Source organism: Nostoc sp. UIC 10630, from assembly GCF_010747425.1.
Taxonomy (GTDB): Bacteria; Cyanobacteriota; Cyanobacteriia; order Cyanobacteriales; family Nostocaceae; genus Nostoc.
Genome location: NZ_JAAGOG010000092.1, coordinates 1 through 23,968, shown reverse-complemented (window position 1 = coordinate 23,968; position 23,968 = coordinate 1). Strand labels below are relative to the sequence as shown.

Here is a 23,968-nt window from a genome sequence, read left to right as displayed (position 1 = left end):
TTGATAATTTGTAAAATGTTTAGAGCAGCCTTTAATGACAGAGTAAATACTAATTTATTACTTTATATGTTTTACTTACTCAGTTTTTGACCCTTTTTATCTGTTGCACGAGCGTTGCCTTTAGAATCAGATTTACGTCCTCCAGGCAGGTTATTCTTATCTACTTCTTGCAAGGCTATATCTACCAGTGCCCTGACTGGTGTACCATCACTCAAAAACATATTTAAAGTGTAGGTTAAACTCGTGATTACACAATAAAAATACTCGTCTCCCCATGTAAATATATAGACAGGTGGTCGTTTGTCAGTTGCTTTACTGATAGTTTCTACACCTTTCTTAATGTTATCTATATATTTTTTCATCACCGACTCTTTCGTTTCATAAGTATCATAGAGTAACTGTTTAAGGGTGAATTTGTAAGGTTCAACCCCAGAAAAGTTTACTTTCGGAAGTAGAGTGGTTCCTCTATTACCATCCTTACTTTCCCACTTAACAGTCCGAGCGAAACTAATATCTGTAGGATTAAACATTAATTCAATATCTGGCGCTTCATTGTTATAAGCTACAAGTTTGGCTTTCTCAAGTTGCGGTTTAAGCTTTTGAATAACAATAATTGCTGGACTTGCCATTTGAATATTCTCCAAAAATTAATTATTGAATGAAAATTTACCAAGGTAATCGACCGGAATAACCGCCATGACGCTCTCGCTCAATTTCTATCCGTTGTCGTAATCTGTGATAAACTTCACGAGCTAGAGCTTCCAAATCAGCTGTATCATCTTTTTCATCTCCTGGAGAAGATGAGGATGCACTCTCTATGGTTTCAGTTATCGGTTGTATTTCTCTAGATATGTCGGGTGGAGTGACTTCTCCACCATTAGCAAAACCTCTAGGTGATGGGAGGTGTTTAGCAAAAACTTGTGGCGATTCTGAAACATGAGAAAATTCATAATTTTGACTGTTTGATTCCCCATCATTAAAATTAAAGCTAGTAAAATCATCATTATTTCCATTTAGTAAATCTTCCACACTTGACCATTGAGAAGGTGTATCTGACCATTGGGAAGGTGTGTGAGTGCTGGAATTTGCTTTTCGGAAAATCAGGGGAGGCGATGAGTATTGAGGTGAAGATTCACCGACATCTATTGTTTTATTTTGAAGAGTATGAAGCTGGGGAGAATTGAGGATAGAAAGTTTCTGTTTATTACTATTCAACCCCAAGTAAGAAGGAATTAAAGAATTTGATATCTCAGGTGAATCAGTCTCAGCGCTTTTTAGCTGTAATGAAGTGTCTGGAAAAGAATCGACTTTAGTCGGAGTCTCTGGAGAAGTTGTTGCTTCTGGTTCTGTGGGATTGGATGTTTGTAAACTTGGAAGAATAATATCCTGCGGTGTTCCACCCGTGTTGATGTGATGTAGTAGGGGTAGATTCTTCTGTGCATCCCTGGTATTAATGACAAACTCCCCAGGCGTAAGCATTGCAGGTACTGTATCGGAAGGTGCTATCTGCTGGCGATTTTCAACACGTGAGTCTGTAACATGACCACCAGTAGCATAACCTTTAGGCGCGGGCAAATTTTCTGCGATCGCATTTTGCTCAACTTTAGGTGCTGTGCTTACCTCATCTTGTGGAGATATTGGGTTGTCTATAATATCTGGATTATCCCAGGTATCAGCAAAGGTTGATATTTCAGGATTTTCTGATTCTACTGTTTGTTCATTATCAATAATTTCCCTAAAAATACTTGTTTTCTCAACAATTTCAGGCGAATTGGCGCTAAATACCAATGCTTCATTAATTTCAGGTGATGTGGCGCTAATTGTTGGTGTTTCAGTAATCTCAGGTGCTGCTAAGATGGGTTGACTTTCTGTAAACTCCCTACCAAGATTTTGAACATTGCTATCACGTTGTAGTGAAGTCACATTTGCTGAGATATCTGAGACATTAACCACCATCGCAGACTGTGATTCTGAAGTTACTAATTGTTCATCGCTATCAGGGTTGCTGAATAAACTAGGTGTGTCTTCAATAACTGCTGAGGTAGGTGATAACTGGACAGGCGCAATATCTGGAAACTCACTCGTAACACTGGAATCAATTTCCTGACTTTTCATGGAATCTAGAAAACCTTGATCCTGAAAGGATAGAGGCTTTAAATTCTCACTATTATCTGGTATTAAAGAGGGCTGAGGGGTTAGATTTTGCGTTGCTTTTTCTACATTGTGTGAAAAGTCAGGATCAATTTCTTGTTGTACTGTAATAGGATTTTTTGCAACTGAAGACTCAGAATTAGGTGAAGTAAAATCCGTCTCTACGGTATTTTCATTATTCTCCAAAGAACGGAGTAAAGTAGGTGAATCATCAACCTCAGAGGAAGTAAGTGCTGAAGATAAATTTAAAGAATTATCAGAGGCAGAATTATCTGTGACAAAATCATTTGTGCTTTGTTCTGATATTAAGTCTGCTTCGTTAGCTGTAACTTCCTCAAACTTAGTATTAATATCTGGTGATTCTTCTTCCTGCGATAGAGAGTTTAAGATTGGTAAAATATCTTTTGCTTGGATTAAATTTGTTTGACTTACGCTGCTTTTATTGTCAACTCTATACGGAATCTTATCTGTTTCAATGTCTTGTTGTGGTGACGTTTGGCTAACTTGCATATCTGACAGATGAACTGATTCTGAGACTTCAGGTATTAGTTTTTCTTCATTATCTGTAAAGTGAATATCCGGTATAAATATTTTTTCTGTATTCTTTTTAGAAGGAACTTCTATAGATGAACTGTTGACTAATTCACTCGTGTCATCTTCTAATTCAATATTTTCTTCCGATGTTAAAGTATTTTTTGGTAAAGACAAATCTGTACTAGAAAAACTAGATATTAGCTCAGAATTTTCTGACAGATCATCGGTAGCAAAATTCTCGAATAAAGTTGATTGATCTTGAAGGCTAGGTGAAGTATCTACGGTTGGACTACTGACAGAGCTATGATCCTTTGTAGTACTGTCTAACACAATATCTAGTTGTAAATTTGGTGTTTCCAAATTAGCCTCAATAGGCATAGACTCATCTGATATTAATAAGTTATCTTTGTTAAGATTAATATTAGTCTTATCAACAATTGGCTCAAAGTTTTTAGGACTAGATGATTTGATAGCTTTTTTAGTTCTAGATTTTGACTTTGGTTCTTTTTTTAGTGGTTTCTGAGATTTATTTGTTTTTTTTTGCTGAGATTTAGTTTTTATATTTACTTCTTGGGATGTGCCATTACTCGTATTTGTCTCAGTGGGAGTTGGCATTATCTTTGGAATAGTATTTTTTACTGATTCATTGCTATTGTCTAATGCAGCTATTGAATCAGAAGCATCAAATTCAATGAACGTAAATTCACTAAAATCACTAGTTATATCCTGAGTATCCCAACTATCCCAACCTATTAATGGTTCAATCGATGGTTCATACTGACGAGACAAGAAAAATTTAGAGGATTTGACTAATGGTGGTTTAGTTTGGATTGTACTGATAAAATTATTTCGTGAATGCAAAGAATGAGACTCTTTTCTCAATATTATTCCCTGAGAATTAGATAAAGATGATATTACCCCAAGGGGATGAATATTGTTTCCTAGTGAAGATTGAATAATTTGCATATTTATAGTTCTAAGAAGAGCCAATTAACTAGAAACGAAATATCCTGATTTTTGATCTCGTTGTACAGAAGAGCCTCCTCCTGTAGACCTTGCAACTTGTAAACCTTCATAAGCTAAAGTTAATTCTTCAATCGCAACTGCCTTCCCATCTGCTTGGAGTGCAGGTGTTTTCCAGGTTATAGGAATAGCACCAATCAAAGTCCAACTCATCATCGTTTCACCGGCTTGATTGAAAATCAGAATATTGACATTGCGTCGAGATGTTTTCTTTTTTTCATCAAAAACTGCATTCATCCAGTTCCAAAAACCTGGATGATCGGTAAATCCTCGTTTAAGAGTTATGTCTGCAAATTCTGTATGACCTAAATAAATTCTTTGCTGGTCGTTAACACCACCTTCCTGAAAAACATTTTTCTTAATTTGAACACTTAATCCTGAACATTCAGCAAAAGATGCAGCAATAGAACTGTCTATCTCTACGTAGAACCGATTAGTAGTGACATAATTTAATTCGTGAGTAATGTTGCCATTGTTAGCGCCTGTAGCCATCACAACCACCTTTGAGAATCATAACTACCTATTCTTTCGCGCTGCGATCGCAAATCTTCTAGCAAAAGTTTATATACGTGTTCTGTAAGCTGGTTCATCAGCCGTGAGTCGTTGAGATATTTACCCGCCGTTTTAGCCGCCTTGCTAGCATCAGATGCCGCCGAAACCCCAGCGTAGCCAGCAGTACCGCCTACATCTCCATCGAACGTAAAAAAAGTTTGTTGCTGTTTTGAGTCCATAAATAAAAAAACTCTCCCTAAATCCAGGCTAAAGGTACTGCATCATAATCAAAAGTAGCCAAAAGTCGAACTTAGTAGAGGCGCAATGCCTTGCGCCCCTACGTTCGCTGAAAATCCCTTACCTTAGAGGAATTGTGTTACAAGTGCGCTCGCTGTAATATCAATGTAAGCAACAGCGTATTATTCATCTAACTACTGCTTGGGAAACAGGAAAAGAAAATGAGAGAACACGTCAGCCGGAAGAAACAAACTACTACAGGCTTCTCAATTCCATCCCTGAAACACCCAACACGCGGCTTTGGTTTGGAGTCGTCGGCAATTTCACGCCAAGCAATTCCTGAAGTACAACCACTCCATAAACCAGTTACTCACGATATCAGTCGCATACCACTGCGTACCCAAGCAAAACTCTCAATTAGCCAGCCTGGAGATATTTACGAACAGGAAGCTGATAGCGTTGCACAGCAAGTAATGCAAAGAATGGCGCAACCTGTAAATCATCAGTCTATCCAACGAGAAGCATTGTCAGAGGAAGAGGAAGAATTGCAGATGAAACCTCTAGCGAATTCCATCACTCCTTTGGTGCAACGAGAAGCGTTGCCAGAGGATGAAGAAGAATTACAGATGAAATCTCTGGACAATAGCACACTGCAACGAAAAGCATTGCCAGAAGATGAGGAAGAATTACAGATGAAATCTCTGGACAATAGCACACTACAACGAGAAGCATTACCAGAGGATGAGGAAGAATTACAGATGAAATTTCTGGACAATAGCACACTACAACGAGAAGCATTGCCAGAGGATGAGGAAGAATTACAAATGAAACCTCTGGACAATAGCACATTGCAACGAGAAGCATTGCCAGAGGATGAGGAAGAATTACAGATGAAGCCGAGTCAGGGTGAGGCTGGGATGGCTGCTGCGCCTGACCTAGAAGCGTCCATTAACCAAGCGCGGGGGGGTGGACAGGCGATCGCAGACAATATCCGCGAACCAATGGAGGTGGCGTTTGGCGCAGATTTCAGTGGGGTGAAGGTTCACACGGATGGTCTATCTGATCAGTTGAATCGGTCAATTCAGGCGCGTGCTTTTACAACAGGGCAGGATGTGTTCTTTCGGCAGGGAGAATATAATCCAGGGAGTCGCGGTGGTCAGGAGTTGTTGGCGCATGAGTTGACCCATGTTGTACAGCAGAATGAGAATCACTTGTCAAAAAGCTCTCTCCCACATACATTCAATATATCCTCAATATCACAGTCAACTATACAGGGTGTTTTTTCTAGTCCGTCTTCCTTAACCAGTCACTTCAATAAGCACGTAACGATTCAGAACGACGCAGGGGGTGCTTACGCAGACAAAACAGCCTACGAGGCTGCCGCTGATGCGATAGTAGCTGATTCAAGCTCACTTAAAAAAACTCGGGCCGCAGGAGGGATGTACTGTCTTAATACAACGACAGGCCAGTTCGTGGCAACAAATGCATCTGGTAAAGTTTTAACAATGTTTGTTCCTAGCAGCAATCCATTAAATTACTTTACAGCGCAGACATAACATAGCCATATATGCCCATGTACTAGGAAACACTAAGCCAATACACAAAGAGGAAAAGATTTAAAATGTACCAATGCCCTGTATGTGGTTACAAAGGACTAGAAGCACCACCTTACGAGTCGTCCGGCTCACCATCATTTGAAATATGTCCATCTTGTGGAACCGAGTTTGGTTATGATGATTCTGAAACCGATCATGCTACTTTGCGTAATACATGGATACAATCAGGTGCTAAGTGGTGGGATTCATCTACTCCTCCTCCTCCAAATTGGAATCCTTATGAACAGTTGAAAGCAGCAGGACTAGGCGGACAATGAGCAGTGCGATCGCCTGATATAGTAAGTGCGCGAACGTTGCAGTGCTGCAAACAGATCCGCCCGCAGATTGGGTTGAGGGAACGAAAACCAACCAATAAAGATAAAATAGTTTTCAAACTCAAATCACCTTGAGGGCTATGAAAACATCAGCACTTCAGCAAGCCATTGAATCAGTAGAAAGTTTACCCATAGAAGATCAAGAAATCTTGCTGGATATCCTGCAAAAACGATTACAAGAACGGCGACGAACTAACTTATACCAAGAAGTTAGCGAAATTAAACAAGAATTTGCCGAAGGAAACGTAAAATTTGGCTCAGTAGATCAATTCTTAGCAGAATTAGATCAACCATGAAAATCGGTTGGACACCCAAATCTCTTCGTGCTTTTAAACGTCTAATCCGTAAAAACCCGAATCTTAGACCCCTGATTGAACAAACATTACGCCAATTAGCCGAAGATCCCTTTCATCCAAGCTTACACACCCACAAGCTTAAAGGCGATTTATCAAATATCTGGTCATGTTCAATTGATTATAGTTATCGTCGTTTATTATTACCAAGTCCGGTGAATCAATGGTTTCAGGAAGCCTTATCACCTTCGGGAATCTCTCTTTTACCGTTGACTCCAGCGATCGCATCAAGTGGTGTTAATTTATCACCCATTCATCGAGATCCTTTTGACAGAATTATTATCGCCACAGCCATTGAACATCAAGCGAAATTAGCCAGTATTGATGGGTTTTTCCGTCAATATCCAGAATTAGCAACTTTGTTAATGATTTAGAGTGCGTAGTGCGATCGCTGCTCTTGTAGTGACTGTCTTAATAGTCTTGCGATCGCTCGTGTATGAAAATTAATTTAGTGTGATCGCCCCATCTTCCAAATTCTTGTAGCGCGCATTCACGATTTGTAATGTCAAATTCACATTAATTTATGATGACTATTGCCAAAATCGAAGGGTAGTTGATCGATCAACTACCCCATAAAATTTGATAGCTTTTTGCAACCCTAGTGCATTAGCTAACCGTTTTACTACACAACATATATCGTGAAATTAACTAGGTTGTCTTGACCAAATCGCAATGAATCTCCATTAAGCAGGCGATATTGCATACCAGGAGTGAGAGGATTGTTGTTTAAATAAATACCATTTGTACTCATATCAACAATCATGTATGCATTTTGCGACCAGTCCCAATCGACTCGCGCATGACGACGAGAGACTATTCCCTCACTGGGAATGCCGGTCAAATCAATTTCTGGCGGAGCTATTCCTGGACTTTGACTGCGGCGACCAATATAACCTCCTTCTCCAACGAGGTGAAATTCTCTGCCAGTAGTATGAATCAGCTTTAAGGCTGGCGCTCTTTGAGGCGGAGGGACATAAGCAGGCGGTGTTGGTTGATAAGAAACTCTTGGCTGATAGACTGTTGAATAATCAACGGGGGGTTGTTGGGGAGGTTGGTAATTAGGTTGCTCTGTAGGCGGTCTTTGATACTGAGCAGGTGGTGGTTGACTAGGTTGTTGCTGAATAGGCGGTGGTTGGCTAGGCGGTTGTTGTGGTGTTGAGGAAACTACATTACCCACAGGAGTGGAACACCAGGGACAAACCTTAGCATTGTTAGGCAGGGCGCGGTTAAAATATTCGCAACTAGGATTGGGGCACCGATTTGCAGGCATAGGAATTTATATCATCAGGCATAGGTTGTAAAGCTACGAGACCTACTTTACTAAGTAAACACTGACCCTGACGAGTGGTTAGCATCTGGGCAAATGTAGAACCACCAGGCAGGCGACTGGTGTCTTTAGGGTACACTACAAAAATAGGGTATCCCAAGGGGTAGCTTTGGAATGTTGTGACATCAACATAATAATCATCATGTTGGCACAAATCATCTGAGGGATTAATTGAGCGGCGATCGCGCCGTTGAAACAGAGGTTGAATCGCTGATTTTTTGCCATCTGCGATCGCTAGCGGATAACCAGTACACTGACTCGAAGTTTTACTGATAATGCCAAAACTGATAATACCAGTGGTTCGCCCATCTAGAGTCTCGCTGCGTATCTGATTTTGGGTTTTTGTTGTATCCAGCTTAGTAACATTTGCTGCAAATAAAGCTTCGTCTTGAGAGACGTTTTTGAGAACTATTTCTTGAAATTTACTGATTGCTTCCGGTTCTGTTGGGGCAAAAGGTTTCACAGCTAAATTTGGAAGTTTGGGACTAATTTGTTGCCAATTGGTAATTTTACCTGTGTAAATTTGACGCAATTGCTCAAGACTTATTTGCCCTCCCAGAGCATTAGCAAGATTTGAGTCTCTCTTATTAAATGCTACAAAAACAATTAATCCATCATAAGCAACTTGTTTTTTAGAAAGTTTATCTGTGATGTTCTCTACCAAACTAGTAATTGCAAAATCTTTTTTGTTTGTTTCAACTTCTTCGATACTTTTAATCGGATTCTTTACGTTTGCTGACAAAACAGGCTCATAGTTAAATGTTGCTGTCGCATCTGGCTTTGGTCTGGTCAATAGCTCTCCTAAACGACTATTTTCTACTGATTGCGTTAAAACATAACTCCATGTACTGTCTTTTTCTCCTGTGTAAGTAAATTGCCCGGCAGGAACATTGGGGACTTCGGAGAAATTTCGCACAAGTCTAGACCATAATATATATTGATTAGGACTATCTGTTTTCTTGCCCAAAAGCCAATACAAAATTCCTCCGCCGAGTAGTAATAAAGCCAGAATCCCTATCAGGATTAAAGGCATTGCTAAACGCTTTTCTATTGCTTGAGAACCTGGCGATGACACTGAACTTTGACTACGATCTTCTTTGGGAAGTTGCAGCAGTGCTTGACGAGCCGTTTCTGCATTCTCGAAAGGAGTTTCTAGACCAATGAGGCGATAAATAAACTGCTTTAAATGGCTATCGGTATCCGGCCATTGTTGATTATCTCTAGGATCGAGAGGCTGGTTGGATAAAAAATTAGTTGTTCGTCCTGCCCATAGATAAAAGGCTAGCAATCCTAATGATTCTAAATCTTGCTCAGGTCTGGCGGGCGCGGGTTGAGGAATAATAGGTGGAATAAATAAGTTTTCCCAGGTTGCTAAATCACAAAAGTATATAGAGAATTTTTGATTATTTTCTAGTTTAATTAAAGTACTATCTAAACTTATATTGCCGTGAGTTATACCCAGTTGTACTTGATTGGAGGGAAAACGCAGCTTTTGGGTGTGGAGAAACTGGAGAGTTTGTAAACCTTGATTTAAGACTTCCCGCACATCAGGAGATGTCATCGCTCCCTTTTCTATGAGATATTTCCCTAAAGTTTGGGATGATTCGATTCCTTGAGTGATTAGATAGCAGCGTTCTCCTTTTTCATCTGCGATCGCTTCTTTAGTTTCTACAAGACGAAAGTTTTGAATTCGACTATCGGCTAAACTTACCCCACCCACTCGTTTGAAAGTCTCTTTGCGTTTCAGAGTCTCGCTTTCATTAAAAGAACGATTGGGTAGTAAGTATTCTTTGATGATGACAGGCTGTTTATCTTTAAGTTGAATACCTGAGTATAGGCGGCCTAAACCCCGTACACCAATAAAACTAGCTATTTGATAAGTTCCCTGACTTCCTTTAATCTCAGCCTCCTGTGGTAAAGTTGCTGGAAAACCACATTCCAAGCAAAACTTAGCCCCCTTGATTTGCTGCGCGGTTTGGAAAGGGCGATCGCAACTTAAGGGAGAATTATACGAGCAGGGGTATTCTTGATAAAAAGATTCAAATGAAGGCATATACAAAAAGTTTCGTGAATTGCGCCGATTACTTTCGTCGCGCTCAAGCGTGAACTAATCCTAACTTGAGGGCAGCTACAATAGCTTGAGTCCGACTAGTAACCTTCAATTTTTCAAAAATACTGGTGAGATGCGCCTTAACAGTAGCAACTGTTACATATAAATGTTTAGCGATTTCTTCATTAGAAGCACCTTGAGTTAACCAGTATAAAACTTCTTGCTCTCTTTCGGTTAAATGCACCTCATGACATGCTTTCAGGCAAGAGTCTGAATAAGCCTGAAAAAACCGGAAAAATCGACTAGCAACTTCTGAAGGTAGATAAATTTCCGCTCTTGTAACAGTGTCAATAGCCTCACACAATTGTGTTGCCACACGATTTTTAAACACATAACCTGCGGCTCCCGCCTGCATTGCTCTAAAAATCCAGTCGTCTTCTTGATGAGCAGACAACACTAAAACTTTGCCAGTGTAAGCAGTTTCCTTAAGACGTGCCAGAACTGTAATCCCATCACATCCTTTCAATTGCATATCCAGCAAAATTAAATCTGGACACTTCTGGGCTGTAAACTTTAAAACCTGCTCTACAGAATCTGCATCACCTATAACTTCTACAGGTAATGCAGAATTAATACTATAAAAATTCAGGAGAGTACGTAATCCTTGGCGGAAGCGTTCTTCATCATCTACCAGCAAAACCGAAAGTTTCTTACTATCATTAGCCATCTTTTTAATTACAAATTACGTTACCTACGTAGGAACATCATTACTAATTGCGAATTAATTCCCGCTCCTTGGTCGAGGCAAAATTACAGAAAATTGCGCTCCACTTTCTGATAAGGCTTGTGCCCAGATACTTCCTTGATGATCCAAAATAATTTTCTTAGCAATAGTTAAGCCTAGTCCTGTACCTCCTCTGCGCCGGGAATAAAATGGGGTAAATACTTTTTGTAAATCTTCTTGTGATAATCCTGGGCCTTGATCTGAAATTTTAATTAAAACTTCATCTTGAAAAACTTGCCAGCTACAGGTAATAGTTCCTGAGTTAGGACTGAAATGGACGGCATTACTGAGGATATTATCAAATACTTGTTTCATTTGTAATTTGTCTATCTTCAGTATGGTTGATGTATCTGGAATCAATATTTTAAGTTGTTTCTCATTAATTAGAGGTTGTAAATTTTTGATGCTTTCAAGAACTAAACTTCTTAAATCTTGAAGTTTTACCCTCAGTTTTGCACTTTGTCCACAATCAATAAGCTCATTTAAATTAGTATCTAAATCTTGTATACTTTCGCCAATGATTGTTGCTTGCTCTTGCCAAGGGCTATCCTCTAAACCTAAGCATAAGTTATGTGCATACAATCCTATAAGTCCTAGAGAGTTACGCAATTGATGTCCTATTCGATGCAAGATATCTTCCAGGAGCTGAATTTCAGTTTTTTGTCTTCCATAGTCCAAGTAAATATCTGCATACTTACTCAGCAGCATAGCAGAGCGTTTTACATATAATTGCAAGCTCTCTGACAGAGGCTTATGAGTAATGATTTGAATGTATTCAGGTTTTTGATTTTTATATCCTATAGGGCAAATGTAAGAAATGGAAGAAAAATCCTTCAATCTAAATTCATGCAAAGTCAAAGCAGGCGGAAAATCTGTCAGCCATGCTTCAGAGCGCAAATAAGCTAAAGTTTTATGGGAAAAAGGAGCTTGGTCTTGACCATAATTTATAACTTCCTGATGATTTTTCAGCAAGTAATCATGATAGACAATCCGAGCGAAAAAAATTGGATATTGACTAGTTAACTGTTCAGACTCTAACTGACAATAGCTCTGAATATCTGAGGAATTCAAATAATTCGAGCCATTCTCCAGTTTTTGTACATAAAAGCCTAGTGTCATAGCTTCACTCGCTTTTTGCAACCAAATGTTTTTATTCTTCTGCTGACCAGTATAAAATTATGCAGTCTCAGTAATGTTTATTTTTTTATTAAGTTATCTTCTTAGATAATTAATACAAAGAATTATTAAGTTTATGTTTATATACTTATCCTTTCTCTAAGTATATATAGCTACGTAGTACAAATTATTTATTACAACGCATAATTTTTGTGGCGTGGTCATCTAGCCACTCCTATTAAGAACTGCTCCAGACTAATCTACAAATTGAAGTTACTGCTTTTCGGATTTTTGAAAATTTAATATCTTCCAGCCCACTCAAATAGGGAGCAGGGGGAAAGAATTAATAACCAGTACCCAATGACCAATGACAAATGACCAATTGAAAAAATATCGACAAAAGTCTAATTACCTTTAGAAGGCTGATACATATACTGTAGATGCATCTGGATTAGCTACCAGCAGAACACCTTCATGCTTATCTTCGTTCTTCAAACTTTAGCCGAAATTCTAGCTGGAGGAACCTCACTTACCAGTACAGAGCAAATTGACTTTAGCCATCCTGGTAATCGTAGGGAAGAGGGAGCAGGCCCGACTCTCAATTTATACATTTTTGATATACGTGAGAGTAAGCAGGTACAACATTCTGGTAGGCAAGTTGAACGCAAGCTAACACGCGCTCTACAACCTGCCACTGTAAATTGGGCACCCGCTTGGTTTGATGTTTCACTGCTATTAACAGCCTGGGATAGAACAGCTTTAGGGGAGCATCACTTTATCAGTGAGGCGTTGGCTGTGCTGTTGCGCCATCGCACCTTGGAAGAGGAGTTTTTGGTTCCTGAATTACGGGGCTATGGTAATTTGAACATGACAGTTGCTCTAGAGCCGCCAATTGAAATTGGCTCTTTATGGAGCGCTCTCAATGTGCCATTGCGTTCAGCCTTATATTTGACAGTTACAATTCCCTTCGAGCCACAACCTACGCCAGTACCTTTGGTTTGGGAGCGAATTTTCAATTTGCGAAATCAATTGTCTCGTGATAGTGACAGTCTAGTATTAACCAGGCGAGTTGCGATCGCGGGTATTGTCAAAAGTGCAGTGACAAATCTGCCACTGGTAGCGGCAGAAGTAGCTGTGAGGGGAACTGAAAAGTCCATATCAACTACTAAAGAAGGGCTGTTCTTTTTTGAAGACCTTCATTTAGGTAATTATGTTTTGACTCTGAATCATCCTGGCTATTTACCCCAAAACGTCAATGCATTGGTAGATAACCAAAGTAATACTTTCAAAGAAATATTTCTAACTCCTGAATAATTAGATTTTTACTGACTTGGAGAAACTTTCATGGCTAGACTTGATTACTTTGCTCCTGGTGTCTACATCGAAGAAATTGACCGGGGTAGCCGACCAATTGAAGGTGTTAGCACAGCAGTTGCCGGATTTGTAGGTTTTACAGAGGACGTTCGTGGTGGGGCTGAGTTATACAAGCCCATGCTAGTAACCACTTGGACGCAATATTTAAACTACTTTGCCCGTCCCAACTCTGACGGCTTCACCGACTTCAACGCCTATTTACCCTTTTCAGTCTACGGCTACTTTATGAATGGTGGCGGTCGTTGCTGGGTAACAAGCATTGGGACTCAGTTACCAGGCGCGCCCAGACCCGCAACTCCAGAACCGGCTACCCTCAGAATCAACTCTAGAGGTAATCGTCCAGCCCTCCGCTTTACTTTGCGCCCTGAGCAAGCATCAGGCGGATTAGTAAATCTTGTAATTATTGATGGTTCACCCCGCGCCCTACCCGAAGGTACTGAAGGAGAAGCGCCTCCAAATACAGGTGAATATTTCACCATTCAAATTCGTCGGGGAGATGAACTTTTAGAGCAATACGAAAACTTGACAATGAACCGCGAACCTAGTGGTCAAACAGCGACTTATGCGCTGGCGGCATTGAGAAATTCCATGTATGTCACTGTAGAAGACATAACTCAAAGTGGACAGCCTTTAGCTCGTCGTCCAGTTAATGGTCAATATGAACTAGCACCGCCCATTGTTGCTGCCCCACCCGATAGATTTTCGCAAAATTTAGAAGGGGTTCGAGACGATCGCACCGGGGTACGCGGTATCTTTGAAGTTGATGAAATCACAATGCTGGCTTGTCCTGATGTGATGCGGGCTTATCAAGAGCAGGTACTGAATTTAGATCAAGTCCACGGCATCATCGAACTGATGATTAGTATGTGCGAGGGTTCTGCCAGTGGCGATATTCCCAACCCGCCCAACCGCATGGTTGTACTTGATGCGCCACCAGATGCCGTCAAACCCCAGCAAGTAGTGGAGTGGTTGAATAGATTTAACCGTCGTTCGATGTTTGCGGCCCTTTATTATCCTTGGATTAAAGTACCTAATCCACGCGATCGCGGTAATCCAATTTTAGTACCTCCTTGTGGTCATGTGATGGGTGTTTGGGCCCGCACTGACGAAACCAGAGGAGTTTACAAAGCCCCTGCAAATGAAGTTCCCAGAGGCGTAATTGGTTTGGGCTATGAAACAAACTTCCGCGAACAAGAACTATTAAACCCCTTGGGGATAAATTGTATTCGCAGCTTCCCCAACCGAGGTATCCGCATTTGGGGCGCACGCACACTAGTTGAGCCAGATAAAACAGAGTGGCGTTACATTAGTGTGCGTCGGTTAATTAGCTATATCGAAAAATCCCTAGAATTAGGGACTCAATGGGTAGTTTTTGAACCGAACGACCAAGATTTATGGGCACGTGTCACCCGCACCGTTAGTAATTTCTTAGAGCGTATCTGGCGTGAAGGTGCTTTATTTGGGGCATCTCCAGCACAAGCATTTTATGTCAAGTGCGACGAAGAATTGAACCCACCAGAAACCAGAATTTTAGGACGTTTATATATTGAAGTCGGTGTTTGTCCAGTCAGACCGGCTGAATTTGTTGTTTTCCGCATCAGCCAATGGAATGGCATTGAAGATAGCGAATAGGACATTGGGAATTGGGAATTGGAAATTGGGAATTGAGGAAACAATTCTTATAACTCCTAACTCCCATTCCCCATTCCCCGTTCGCCATTCCCCATTCCCAATTCTCAAATTAACCACACACAAAGGAGTCTAAAAGTATGGCAGGCGAATTTTTAACCTCTTGTAAATTTTACTTTGAGGCTGACGGAATTACTGATAAGTTCATCAAAGAAATTAGTGGCTTAGGCGTTGAGAATACTCCAGCGCAAGAAGTCCACGGTTCATCTAAGGGCGCTAAATTAATGCGTCAAGCTACACCAACTGTTGTTAAATTTACCAACATTACAGTAAAAGTCATCGCCACTGATGATATAGACCTTTATAAATGGTATCAAGATTGTAACGAAGACATGGGCGATCCTCGGAAGTGGGCACAGAATCGTAAGACTGGTTCGGTGGTTGCTTACGACCAACAAGGCTCTGAAAAAGCACGCTGGAACATTGTCAATTGTTATCCTTGTAAATACACTGGCCCTACCTTAACTGCCTCTGGTGGTGATATGGCAAATGAAACAGTTGAATTGGTTCACGAAGGAATTAAACGAATCAAATAATTAGCATTTAACAGTGGTACAATCCGCAAGCCGAATTCCAGAAGTTCTTACGGCCCATCGGTTCTATTTAGAACTGACACTAGAAGGTCAAAACGATGCCAATTGCTTCTTTTTGGAGTGTCAAGGCTTCAAAAGAACACAAGAGGTAATTGAAATTTCTGAAGTTACTTCTCAAACCTGGGGTAAAAAAGGGCAATCAAAAGGCCAGGTGGTGAGAACTAAGCTTCCTAGCAATCCTAAGAGTGGTAATCTCACTCTGCGTAGAGGTACTACCAACTCTATGGATTTCTGGAAGTGGTTTGAAAAAGTCGAAAAGGGTAATTGGTCTGAGCAACGTAGACTTGTTGCTTTGTCTATTTATAATCAGGCAAATCAAGAAATAGCTAGATTTGAATTAGCTGGTGCTTGGCCTGCAAGTTATAAAATTGCCGATGTTAACGCCCGCAGCCATGACATCGAAATTGAGGAAGTGGAGGTTGCTTTTGAGGAATTTAAACGTGTGAAGTAATTAGGAGAAGTATGTTTCCCACAGAGTTTGAATTTACATTGCCAAAGGGGTATCTAGACTCTGAAGGCAACCTCCACCGCAAAGGTGTAATGCGGTTATCAACGGCGATAGACGAGATTGCACCCTTGCGTGACCCACGTGTTAAAGCGAATCCCGTTTATGCCACAATTATTATCTTGTCACGAGTGATTACTCACTTGGGTGCTTTATCAGAAGTTACTCCTGCAATAGTAGAAAACTTTTTTGCCCAAGATTTAAATTATCTCCAAGATTTTTATCGGCGAATTAATGGCTTGGAAGGTGAAACTTCCATACCAGAAGATACAATAAACTCCCCCGAAGCACTTATTCATAATTGAATTGGGCATGGGGCATTGGGCATGGGCGTGGGGAGCAGAAAGCAAAGACTCATTAACGGAGTTCAAAGCTTCATTAACGGAGTTTAAAGACTCATTAACGGAGTTCAAAGACTCATTAATGGAGTTCAAAGACTCATTAACGGAGTTCAAAGCCTCATTAACGGAGTTCAAAGACTCATTAATGAAGTTCAAAGCCTCATTAATGGAGTTCAAAGACTCATTAATGGAGTTCAAAGACTCATTAACGGAGTTCAAAGCCTCATTCACGAGTATTGAAAATCTTATCCTCTATTCTCTAATTCCCAATGCCCAATTCCCAATTCCCAATTCCCAATTCCCAAATGACTTATGCCCCGTAAAAAGGATACTCTCTCCACAGAATTTGCCTTCACTCTTCCTAGAGGGTTGAGTGATAGTGAACACCGAATACATCGTCATGGGGTGATGCGTTTAGCCACCGCTAAAGATGAAATTTTGGTGCAACAAGAGCGCAGAGTTCAGGAAAATCCAGCTTACGGTGTTTTGGTGATGCTTGCACGGGTTATTACTCGCTTGGGCAGTCTTAACTCTGTTAGCCCTGATTTACTCGAAGAACTTCTTCTACATGACATTGCCTATCTCCGAGAATTTTATAATCGAATCAATCAGCAAGGCGATGTACATATTCCGACACAATGTCCCCACTGCAATACTCAATTTTCAGTGGAGCTAGAACTAGCGGGGGAGTCGTAAGCTACCCCTCCGATACTTTATATGAGGAGGTAGCTTTTATTGCTTATCATTTCCACTGGTCACAAGATGATATTTTAAATTTAGAACATACTACCCGTCAGCGCTGGGTAGCAGAAATCAATAAAATTAACCAAAAATTAATATGAAAGTAAAAGTTAGCTACTCACCAAATCTAAGTGAAGTCAATGAAGTTGACCTGACCACAGAAACTCCAACGAGAGGAGAATGGTTAATAGGTCGTTCTCCTGATTCTGATTTAGTCTTAGACAGTCCTGATATTAGTCGGGTACATGCTAAGTTTTTTGTTAAAGCTGGAAATTACTACTTCTCTGACCTTGGCAGTAGAAATGGCTCAATATTTAATGGAAAACAAGCCGAAAAAGATCGACCATATTCTTTGAGTGATGGAGATATTATCAGGATTGCAGATTACGTTCTGATCTTAGAAGCAGTTGCTCCCGCTTATGAGCAACCAGAGACAGTCTTTAGAATTATAGACCCTTCACTGTTTTCCCGGCCGCGATCGCCTGAAAATGTCAGCGCACCCAATGTCGTTAATCCAGCCCCAGAAGTAGTTAGCGAAGTTCCAGCGCCTATTACTCCTGAAGTAGAAACACCTTCTCCAGAAGTCAGCGAAACCTCCGAAGTTGTTGCTACTCAAGCGGATGATGTCATTCCGGTTGTTGAGGTAATCCCCCCTGAAAACATCATTCAGTCACCAGAAGCAGTTAGCGAAGTTCCACACAATGTCCATGATGAAATTGTGGATTTGCAAACGTCAGTTGAACCAGAAGTTAGCGTGGATGCTGAGGAAGTAGAGGTTCCAGAAATCAGCGAAAATGATGAGGAAGTTTCTTTTACTGTAGCCGAAGCTGCGATCGCAGTACCTGAAAATATCATCGAAACTTCTGAAGAGGAAATTACACTTCCAGAAGTTACTCACGGTGAGGTTACAGACTTCGAAACAGCACTGGCGACAGAATCTACTTTCGTGCAACGGCGTGATATAGAAGCAACCTCCCCAGAAGATGCAGAGTTAGAAGCAGCACTAGAAGCAGAAGTCACCTTCGTACAGCCACGTGATATTTTCCACCAAGTTCCCGAAACAACTTCCCCAGAAGATGCAGAGTTAGAGGCGGCGCTGGAAGCAGAAGTCACCTTCGTGCAGCCGCGTGATATTTTCGGCGAAGTATCTGATGAAGAAAGTACCGTTCTGGAAGTTACTCATAATGAAAATCAAGTAGTAGATTTAGATACACCAGTCGCAGAAGAAGTCAGTTTAGATTTTGGCGAATTTGTCAATGAAGTTACTGAAGAAGAGGAGATTCAGCCGCAAGAAACATTGAGCCAACCTACACAAGATATCAATGATGAATTAGCAGATTTAGATATTTTATTTACGGCAGAAGACAGCACAAATATTGACCAAGTAGAACCTAGTTTTGCTGTTTATGAAACAGGAGGCGAAGTTTCTGAAGCATTGACGGAGCCTGATAATATCGTTGTAGAAGTTTCTAGCAATCAATACATTGATTTGAATAATACAACTACAGAAGAAGCCAGCGTAAATGTTGATGATGTTGTTCTAGTAAGTGAAGTTTCGGAATTAGCTGATATTCAATCTTTGGAAACAACAGAAAGCGAAGTTCCTGAGAGTATCAATCAAACTATTGAAGAGGTTCCTGAAGTAGAAGCGACTCAATTGGATGAAACTCCAGAAGAAATAAATGTAAGTGAGCCTCCGCAAGTGATTATTGAAAGAAACATAGTACTCATCGCTCACGAGAGCAAGAAATCAGAACTTGCTGAATTTGTTTCTCAACATCATGAATTTTTCTCACAGAGCTTTACAATTACCTGGCCATCTGTTGGCGAAGTCTTACATCAACAAGCAGGAATAACTATTAGTCAGCAAACCCCCGCACCAATTTCTGGAGGATATCAAACAATTGCTTCATTGGTTGGAGCAGGAGAAATTTTAGCAGTTATTTTCCTAAGAGATTTGCTGCAACCTCAGCCTGGTCAGGCAAATGAAGAAGCACTGCTTAGATTATGCACTATTAATCAAGTTTTGCTGGCAACTAATTTGCCAACAGCAGAAGCGATTGTGCATTATCTTAAACATATATAGCCCTACTTAATCATTCGTGAGTAACAAGATCCCCGACTTCTTAAAGAAGTCGGGGATCTGCATATTTAGAGAAAAGTTTCTAATTGCATAGAATAATTTCAATGATGAAAAATAGGATAAAAAATATGTATATTTTAAAATAAAACTTATTTAGAGAAATGCTTACAAACTTAAAAACTTTATTTAGACAGCCAGTTATTCTTTCAAGTGCGATCGCTACAATTTTACTAGTAGGCATTCAAAAACTTGGGGTTTTCGAGCCTTTAGAAATGAAGGTCTACGATCAGATGATGCAATTACGTGGCGACCCAGGCCCAGACTCTCGTCTATTGATTGTTGCTTTAACTGAAAAAGATATTCAAAAATGGAATTGGCCCCTATCTGGCGAACTTCTAGACCGACTATTGGGCAAACTTGAAGCTTATGAACCGCGAGCCATTGGTCTAGATATTTTCCGTGACTTACCTGTACAACCTGGTCATGAAAAATTACTGCAACGCCTACAACAGAGCGATATCATCATTCCTATCTGTAAACATTCTGGTTCTAACAATCCGGGAATAGCAGCCCCAAAGGGGGTTGAAGCAGAACGAGTAGGATTTAATGATGTAGTAGAAGATACTGACGCGACAATTCGTCGCAACCTATTATTGGTAAGTGCAGAAGAGTCCGATTCCTGCCAAAGTACTTATTCTTTTAGCTTACAACTAGCACTTAAATACTTAGAAGTTGGAGGAATCCAACTAAAATTTACCCCCAAAAAAGAACTACAACTACGAGATACTGTATTTAAACCCCTCCAAAGCGACGCTGGCGGTTATCAGAAAGCGGATACAAATGGCTACCAAATTTTGCTTAACTACCATTCTGGTCATCAGATTGCCCAGCAAGTAACTATTACAGAAATACTTGAAAATCAAGTTAAACCAGATTTGGTGAAAGACCGCATCGTTTTAATTGGTTCAACAGCCAATAGTTTAAATGATATTTTTAACACGCCATTTGCTACTGGTAAGTCAGATAATTCCGGTAAAATGGCAGGAATTGAAATTCATGCCCACAGCGTTAGTCAAATTCTCAGCGCTGTTCTTAACAAACAGCCATTATTTTGGTTTCTACCTGAATGGGGTAAAGTCTTGTGGATATGGGGATGGACTGTAGTTGGTGGGTTGCTGGTATCGCGGATTCAACATCCACTAGGCTTAGGGCTAGCAGGAGCAACAGCCCTTGCAGTCTTATTTGGAGGCAATTTTGTCATTTTTACTCAAGCTGGATGGTTCCCAGTAATACCTCCAACTTTGGGGTTAGTATTTACCGCCGGGAGTGTTCTTGCTTATAGTGCTTATAAAACGAAACAAGAGCAACAAGAAATTACCCAACGGGTTCAAGAACACCAACAATTAATTGTGGAATTGCAAGGTCTTTTACGGCAGCGCGGCGATGCCTCAAATGAAGCACCAACTGTAATTGCTGATTCCATCGGGCAAGAAATTTCACTAGGAACTCTACTAAACAACCGCTACAAAATTACTCAAGGTTTGGGTTCTGGAGGATTTAGTAATACTTATTTGGCTGATGATATCCAGCGTCCTGGGAATCCGCAGTGTGTGGTTAAACAGTTGCGTCCCCCCCGCCAAGATGCAGAATATTTAAATGTCGTCAGACGATTATTTGACGCTGAAGCACAAATTTTAGAAACCTTGGGTAAGCATCCACAAATCCCTCAACTGCTAGCTTTTTTTGAAGAAAATCGGCAATTTTCTCTAGTGCAAGAATTTGTTCGAGGGCACGCTATGGACAAAGAAGTAACTTCTGGAAAGCGACTAAAACAAGCTGAAGTTGTGGAAATGCTCAAAGAAGTTTTACACGTACTTGTTTTTGTTCACAGCTATGGTGTAATCCATCGAGATATCAAACCTAGTAACTTGATTAGACGAGAATCAGATCAGCACATTGTTTTAATTGACTTTGGCGCTGTTAAGCAAATTCATCCTCAGCAGCAAGAAGCTCAGACTATTTCAATTGGTACGCCTGGTTATGCACCTTCTGAGCAAATGAGCGGTTTGCCAAAACTCAACAGCGATATTTATGCGTTGGGAATTATGGGAATTCAAGGTTTAACTGGTGTAGATCCTAGAGATTTTCGCAGAGATGTAAATACTGGTGAAATAATTATTCAAGATGGCGCTGATGGCAATCAACAGACTTGGCAACATTGGCGCGAGCTAACTGACGCTACAAACGAGTTAGTTATTATTTTAAATAAAATGGCGCATTTCGATTTTACTCAACGATATCAGTCAGCAGCAGAGGTTCTCAAAGCTCTTGAAAGTCCTTAGTAATATGTTATGTAGCGTTTCCTAACCAACTGAGGTAGACCTAAATTTTTTTACCAAGCTTAGTAACTTTGAAAACATACCACACTAAGCTAAGAGGATGTTTGAAAAGTTTTATTCTCGGTAACAAAACGTTCTAGATCCCCCTAAATCCCCCTTAAAAAGGGGGACTTTGATTCCAGTTCCCCCCTTTTTAAGGGGGGCTAGGGGGGATCAGTTAGTACCTAAAATCACAGCCAAACACTTTTCAAAGAACCTCTAAGAATCACCATATCGTTTATTAATATCTGCCTACAAGTTACTGACAGCGCTGCATAAATCTTGAGATTATCTCAGTTAAATACATATCTGTTCAAGTTTATCTTGAACTTTGCTCCCGATATATTAACCAACACAGCATCAGCGATGAAACTCTTTCCTTCGCTTAATTTTGTACATATTATTAGTTCTAGTGTCTTATCTAGAATCACTCGGACTCAAATAGCCACTCATAACAAGAGTTGCACATCAATCAACTCTCATAATTTACGCAGCCATTCCACAAACATCAATTACCTTAAACCCTTTGATACTGCTGTTATTGCTTATCACATGATGGGTCTTAGTAACTTTGAATGATCTTTTACAGTTCTTGCACTCCATTAGCTCATCCTAATGGGTGAGGAATAAATCAACCGATCGGGTAATCTGAATGCAGGAAGTTAAGACAGATAGAAAATAAGACTCTATTACCTAAGAACACTAATTACACTTCACTTTATAGAACCTTATGAAACTTTCTATCTTGATAGATTCTGTACTCATTGTTACTTCGATTGCTTTATTGCCTGGGATGGGTGGCGCTCAAATAGTTACTCACAATAGTGGCGAACCTATAGCTGTCAACTCTAACAATCTACCCACTCATTCTACAAACGTCAGCTACCCCATACCTTTTAATGTTGCATTTCTAGCTCATAAAGGAGGAAAAGCTTCTGTTTCCCCCTAATCATCATCCCATTACCAAAAATTACTTTAACCCTTCCAACCTTGGAGGGGTTTTTAGTTGGTGGTTGCTTTTGGTGTCGTCCCCTTTCGCCAATGCACCTTTTCATATTTCTCCCAGAGGAAAGTGCGATCGCACCATGTACAGTACGTTTATTCCTATAATGCTTGTATAGCAACACTTTCGGCTATGTTACAAACCCTCTGATTACCCTGCTCCCACTGTAGCGCAGCCTCTCACACTCCCAGAAAAAAGGAGCGGGTAATAAATTATTTACTGTTCTATCAAATTAACGTTGTTAAGTTACTCAGCAGGTGTAGTTCTCACCTCCAAGCTGTGTTAAATATTGTGACGCGAAACAGGAGTATAGATACGTTGCTAAAGCTTTCTCCAGAATCTCCTCTATTTTTTGTCTTAATTATTATTAGTTTTTTAATAGTAACTTTGTCAACTTGGTTATTATCTAAACCATTTATTTTAAAACCTTTTGGGTTGAATGATATTATCCAAATACTCACATTACAGTTATTTATCTCTTTATTACTAGAGCGTTTTTTAGAAGTTTTTATAACTACTTGGCGCGGCCCATTTGTTGAACAATTAGATATTAGTATTCAGCAAGAAAAGGCTCTTATCTCCGAGAAGCTAAGACTTATGGAAGTCCAACAACAACAGTTTCCTTCTATGGAATCAAATCAAACCATTGGACTACCACCTGAAGGAATGAGTTTAGAACAGCAAATTATCCAGAATTTTACGCAAAACCAACAGGAATCATTAAAAATATTCAAGCCACAAATGGATAAATTAAATGAAAAAGAGCGCCAAAAGACAGCTTATAAATCTGATACACGAGTAATTGCTCTATGGACATCCCTTTTATTTGGGCTTTTAATGAGCGCAATAGGTATTCGCTCAATTGAGCCACTTGTAGTTCTTGATTTCGATAATCCAATCCAAGTAATTATTTTTCGTTGTTTAGATGCCTTACTGACAGGAGGTTTAATTGCAGGAGGTAGCGAGGGAATTCATAAGCTCATAAAAGTTTTCATTGACTTTATGGAAGCTACATCTAAACAAATCAAAAATCAAGGATTATCTTGATGCAAGGAACTATTTTACTTTCCATAATGCTGGATAATCTGGCAATTACTATGATTATTAAATAAATAATATCTATTATAGATATATGTTGTAATTTTCCCATGAATAATTATTAATATCTACATAATTTCTGGTTAAATTTTTAACTATATCTGCCTCTGCTAAAACCTTAACTCCTTCAGTTTCCAACTTATCTTTTTGTTGGTTCACATAATTT

23 protein-coding genes are annotated in these 23,968 nt (G+C 40.0%); 15 read left to right on the top strand and 8 right to left on the bottom strand.

Going from position 1 to position 23,968, the window contains the following annotated elements; genetic code table 11:
- Positions 1-71: 71 nt before the first annotated feature.
- From G1O98_RS20610 to G1O98_RS20595, 4 genes are read right to left on the bottom strand one after another with little or no spacing between them, the layout of a single operon-like run.
- On the bottom strand, positions 72-629 hold the full coding sequence (locus tag G1O98_RS20610; RefSeq protein WP_114082339.1) for a hypothetical protein: 558 nt from the start codon (positions 627-629) through the stop codon (positions 72-74).
- Positions 630-666: 37 nt separating this feature from the next.
- Positions 667-3,651 (bottom strand): hypothetical protein, encoded by a 2,985-nt coding sequence (locus G1O98_RS20605; RefSeq protein ID WP_163931150.1) that lies wholly within the window; start codon positions 3,649-3,651, stop codon positions 667-669.
- 24 nt (positions 3,652-3,675) lie between these two features.
- A complete protein-coding gene (locus tag G1O98_RS20600) occupies positions 3,676-4,200 on the bottom strand; it encodes a phage tail protein (protein ID WP_114082341.1) in 525 nt (174 codons plus the stop codon).
- On the bottom strand, positions 4,200-4,439 hold the full coding sequence (locus G1O98_RS20595) for a hypothetical protein (protein ID WP_163931147.1): 240 nt from the start codon (positions 4,437-4,439) through the stop codon (positions 4,200-4,202). The genes G1O98_RS20600 and G1O98_RS20595 overlap by 1 nt, the downstream gene beginning before the upstream one ends.
- Positions 4,440-4,658: 219 nt before the next feature.
- On the opposite strand from G1O98_RS20595, the gene G1O98_RS20590 reads away from it, so the two are divergent.
- From G1O98_RS20590 to G1O98_RS20575, 4 genes are all read left to right on the top strand, one after another.
- Complete coding sequence (locus G1O98_RS20590; protein ID WP_202985808.1) at positions 4,659-5,993, top strand: DUF4157 domain-containing protein; 1,335 nt, start codon at positions 4,659-4,661, stop codon at positions 5,991-5,993.
- A gap of 65 nt (positions 5,994-6,058) precedes the next feature.
- A complete protein-coding gene (locus G1O98_RS20585) occupies positions 6,059-6,310 on the top strand; it encodes a hypothetical protein (RefSeq protein ID WP_163931144.1) in 252 nt (83 codons plus the stop codon).
- A 137-nt stretch (positions 6,311-6,447) separates the two neighbouring features.
- The gene (locus G1O98_RS20580) at positions 6,448-6,663 is read left to right on the top strand and encodes a hypothetical protein (protein WP_163931141.1); all 216 of its coding nucleotides are present in this window, start codon (positions 6,448-6,450) and stop codon (positions 6,661-6,663) included.
- Positions 6,660-7,094 (top strand): PIN domain-containing protein, encoded by a 435-nt coding sequence (locus tag G1O98_RS20575; RefSeq protein ID WP_175586784.1) that lies wholly within the window; start codon positions 6,660-6,662, stop codon positions 7,092-7,094. The genes G1O98_RS20580 and G1O98_RS20575 overlap by 4 nt, the downstream gene beginning before the upstream one ends.
- Before the next feature lie 248 nt (positions 7,095-7,342).
- Here G1O98_RS20575 and G1O98_RS20570 read toward each other — a convergent pair whose 3' ends face one another.
- The 4 genes from G1O98_RS20570 to G1O98_RS20555 are packed head-to-tail and all read right to left on the bottom strand — an operon-like array spanning position 7,343 to position 12,000.
- Complete coding sequence (locus tag G1O98_RS20570; protein WP_163931138.1) at positions 7,343-7,990, bottom strand: FHA domain-containing protein; 648 nt, start codon at positions 7,988-7,990, stop codon at positions 7,343-7,345.
- Positions 7,962-10,100 (bottom strand): substrate-binding domain-containing protein, encoded by a 2,139-nt coding sequence (locus G1O98_RS20565; RefSeq protein WP_163931135.1) that lies wholly within the window; start codon positions 10,098-10,100, stop codon positions 7,962-7,964. The genes G1O98_RS20570 and G1O98_RS20565 overlap by 29 nt, the downstream gene beginning before the upstream one ends.
- Before the next feature lie 43 nt (positions 10,101-10,143).
- Positions 10,144-10,824: a response regulator transcription factor gene (locus G1O98_RS20560; protein WP_114082345.1), complete on the bottom strand. Its 681-nt coding sequence runs from the start codon at positions 10,822-10,824 to the stop codon at positions 10,144-10,146.
- A gap of 54 nt (positions 10,825-10,878) precedes the next feature.
- Positions 10,879-12,000 carry a HAMP domain-containing sensor histidine kinase gene (locus G1O98_RS20555; protein WP_163931132.1) on the bottom strand — a complete coding sequence of 374 codons (1,122 nt, stop codon included), beginning with the start codon at positions 11,998-12,000 and terminating at the stop codon, positions 10,879-10,881.
- 471 nt (positions 12,001-12,471) lie between these two features.
- On the opposite strand from G1O98_RS20555, the gene G1O98_RS20550 reads away from it, so the two are divergent.
- The 11 genes from G1O98_RS20550 (at position 12,472) to G1O98_RS20505 (ending at position 23,751) form a co-directional block, all read left to right on the top strand.
- Positions 12,472-13,311 (top strand): Pvc16 family protein, encoded by an 840-nt coding sequence (locus G1O98_RS20550; RefSeq protein WP_163931129.1) that lies wholly within the window; start codon positions 12,472-12,474, stop codon positions 13,309-13,311.
- Positions 13,312-13,341: 30 nt separating this feature from the next.
- Positions 13,342-15,003 (top strand): phage tail sheath C-terminal domain-containing protein, encoded by a 1,662-nt coding sequence (locus G1O98_RS20545; RefSeq protein WP_163931126.1) that lies wholly within the window; start codon positions 13,342-13,344, stop codon positions 15,001-15,003.
- 137 nt (positions 15,004-15,140) lie between these two features.
- The gene (locus tag G1O98_RS20540; protein WP_094331970.1) at positions 15,141-15,596 is read left to right on the top strand and encodes a phage tail protein; all 456 of its coding nucleotides are present in this window, start codon (positions 15,141-15,143) and stop codon (positions 15,594-15,596) included.
- A 13-nt stretch (positions 15,597-15,609) separates the two neighbouring features.
- A complete protein-coding gene (locus tag G1O98_RS20535) occupies positions 15,610-16,104 on the top strand; it encodes a phage tail protein (RefSeq protein WP_041565926.1) in 495 nt (164 codons plus the stop codon).
- Between the two features lie 11 nt (positions 16,105-16,115).
- Complete coding sequence (locus G1O98_RS20530; protein ID WP_012407862.1) at positions 16,116-16,463, top strand: hypothetical protein; 348 nt, start codon at positions 16,116-16,118, stop codon at positions 16,461-16,463.
- Between the two features lie 348 nt (positions 16,464-16,811).
- Positions 16,812-17,195, top strand: coding sequence for a hypothetical protein (locus G1O98_RS20525; RefSeq protein WP_012407863.1), 384 nt, complete (start codon positions 16,812-16,814; stop codon positions 17,193-17,195).
- Positions 17,138-17,341: a DUF6760 family protein gene (locus tag G1O98_RS41165; protein WP_313931140.1), complete on the top strand. Its 204-nt coding sequence runs from the start codon at positions 17,138-17,140 to the stop codon at positions 17,339-17,341. Before G1O98_RS20525 ends, G1O98_RS41165 begins: the two co-directional genes overlap by 58 nt.
- Positions 17,338-19,326 carry an FHA domain-containing protein gene (locus G1O98_RS20520; RefSeq protein ID WP_163931123.1) on the top strand — a complete coding sequence of 663 codons (1,989 nt, stop codon included), beginning with the start codon at positions 17,338-17,340 and terminating at the stop codon, positions 19,324-19,326. The genes G1O98_RS41165 and G1O98_RS20520 overlap by 4 nt, the downstream gene beginning before the upstream one ends.
- Before the next feature lie 158 nt (positions 19,327-19,484).
- On the top strand, positions 19,485-21,665 hold the full coding sequence (locus G1O98_RS20515) for a CHASE2 domain-containing serine/threonine-protein kinase (RefSeq protein ID WP_163931121.1): 2,181 nt from the start codon (positions 19,485-19,487) through the stop codon (positions 21,663-21,665).
- 766 nt (positions 21,666-22,431) lie between these two features.
- Positions 22,432-22,650 (top strand): hypothetical protein, encoded by a 219-nt coding sequence (locus G1O98_RS20510; RefSeq protein WP_163931118.1) that lies wholly within the window; start codon positions 22,432-22,434, stop codon positions 22,648-22,650.
- A 372-nt stretch (positions 22,651-23,022) separates the two neighbouring features.
- Positions 23,023-23,751, top strand: coding sequence for a hypothetical protein (locus G1O98_RS20505; RefSeq protein WP_163931115.1), 729 nt, complete (start codon positions 23,023-23,025; stop codon positions 23,749-23,751).
- The last annotated feature ends 217 nt before the right edge of the window (positions 23,752-23,968 follow it).

Excerpts from the sequence above, each read along its gene's own strand:
- G1O98_RS20610 (WP_114082339.1), bottom strand. The coding sequence starts at position 629 with ATGGCAAGTCCAGCAATTATTGTTATTCAAAAGCTTAAACCGCAACTT.
- G1O98_RS20605 (WP_163931150.1), bottom strand. The coding sequence starts at position 3,651 with ATGCAAATTATTCAATCTTCACTAGGAAACAATATTCATCCCCTTGGG.
- G1O98_RS20600 (WP_114082341.1), bottom strand. The coding sequence starts at position 4,200 with ATGGCTACAGGCGCTAACAATGGCAACATTACTCACGAATTAAATTAT.
- G1O98_RS20595 (WP_163931147.1), bottom strand. The coding sequence starts at position 4,439 with ATGGACTCAAAACAGCAACAAACTTTTTTTACGTTCGATGGAGATGTA.
- G1O98_RS20590 (WP_202985808.1), top strand. The coding sequence starts at position 4,659 with ATGAGAGAACACGTCAGCCGGAAGAAACAAACTACTACAGGCTTCTCA.
- G1O98_RS20585 (WP_163931144.1), top strand. The coding sequence starts at position 6,059 with ATGTACCAATGCCCTGTATGTGGTTACAAAGGACTAGAAGCACCACCT.
- G1O98_RS20580 (WP_163931141.1), top strand. The coding sequence starts at position 6,448 with ATGAAAACATCAGCACTTCAGCAAGCCATTGAATCAGTAGAAAGTTTA.
- G1O98_RS20575 (WP_175586784.1), top strand. The coding sequence starts at position 6,660 with ATGAAAATCGGTTGGACACCCAAATCTCTTCGTGCTTTTAAACGTCTA.
- G1O98_RS20570 (WP_163931138.1), bottom strand. The coding sequence starts at position 7,990 with ATGCCTGCAAATCGGTGCCCCAATCCTAGTTGCGAATATTTTAACCGC.
- G1O98_RS20565 (WP_163931135.1), bottom strand. The coding sequence starts at position 10,100 with ATGCCTTCATTTGAATCTTTTTATCAAGAATACCCCTGCTCGTATAAT.
- G1O98_RS20560 (WP_114082345.1), bottom strand. The coding sequence starts at position 10,824 with ATGGCTAATGATAGTAAGAAACTTTCGGTTTTGCTGGTAGATGATGAA.
- G1O98_RS20555 (WP_163931132.1), bottom strand. The coding sequence starts at position 12,000 with ATGACACTAGGCTTTTATGTACAAAAACTGGAGAATGGCTCGAATTAT.
- G1O98_RS20550 (WP_163931129.1), top strand. The coding sequence starts at position 12,472 with ATGCTTATCTTCGTTCTTCAAACTTTAGCCGAAATTCTAGCTGGAGGA.
- G1O98_RS20545 (WP_163931126.1), top strand. The coding sequence starts at position 13,342 with ATGGCTAGACTTGATTACTTTGCTCCTGGTGTCTACATCGAAGAAATT.
- G1O98_RS20540 (WP_094331970.1), top strand. The coding sequence starts at position 15,141 with ATGGCAGGCGAATTTTTAACCTCTTGTAAATTTTACTTTGAGGCTGAC.
- G1O98_RS20530 (WP_012407862.1), top strand. The coding sequence starts at position 16,116 with ATGTTTCCCACAGAGTTTGAATTTACATTGCCAAAGGGGTATCTAGAC.
- G1O98_RS20525 (WP_012407863.1), top strand. The coding sequence starts at position 16,812 with ATGCCCCGTAAAAAGGATACTCTCTCCACAGAATTTGCCTTCACTCTT.
- G1O98_RS41165 (WP_313931140.1), top strand. The coding sequence starts at position 17,138 with ATGTCCCCACTGCAATACTCAATTTTCAGTGGAGCTAGAACTAGCGGG.
- G1O98_RS20520 (WP_163931123.1), top strand. The coding sequence starts at position 17,338 with ATGAAAGTAAAAGTTAGCTACTCACCAAATCTAAGTGAAGTCAATGAA.
- G1O98_RS20515 (WP_163931121.1), top strand. The coding sequence starts at position 19,485 with ATGCTTACAAACTTAAAAACTTTATTTAGACAGCCAGTTATTCTTTCA.
- G1O98_RS20510 (WP_163931118.1), top strand. The coding sequence starts at position 22,432 with ATGAAACTTTCTATCTTGATAGATTCTGTACTCATTGTTACTTCGATT.